Here is a 380-nt window from a genome sequence, read left to right as displayed (position 1 = left end):
CCATACTGAAGAATCTAGCGCTAGTGGGTCTGGCACTGAAGGAACTGAGGCTGGTGGATCGGGCACTGAAGGCACTGAAGGAACTGAAGGTACAGAAGAGAAAAGTTTGAAAAGGGCAAAACTACAGGGGCGAGGTTTTTCTCGATCTGATCCAGAGCATAAAGAAGAAAAAAATAGTTTAACTTTTAATCATACATTCAAACAAAAATGGACGGGTGCGACACGGGTGCGTTTAGGGTTATCTGCTCATCGTGTGATGCCTTATATTGCAGGTGGTATCGCCTATGGACAATTTCAAGATGTTTTGTCGACAGTCATTACAGGAGATGAATCCTTTAATAAGACATCGGATGTGACAAAAACGGTGGTTGGTTATACTC

The 380-nt window shown here is 43.2% G+C and carries 1 pseudogene; it reads left to right on the top strand.

What is annotated here, in order from left to right:
* Window positions 1-380: pseudogene (locus ACFINC_RS10845) on the top strand (hemin-binding protein); the annotation flags it as partial.

Origin of the sequence: Bartonella sp. AP58NXGY, assembly GCF_042195785.1 — a bacterium.
Classification (GTDB): domain Bacteria; phylum Pseudomonadota; class Alphaproteobacteria; order Rhizobiales; family Rhizobiaceae; genus Bartonella.
Note: the sequence above shows the minus strand (reverse complement) of the source record. Positions and strands in the feature narration are given on the sequence as shown.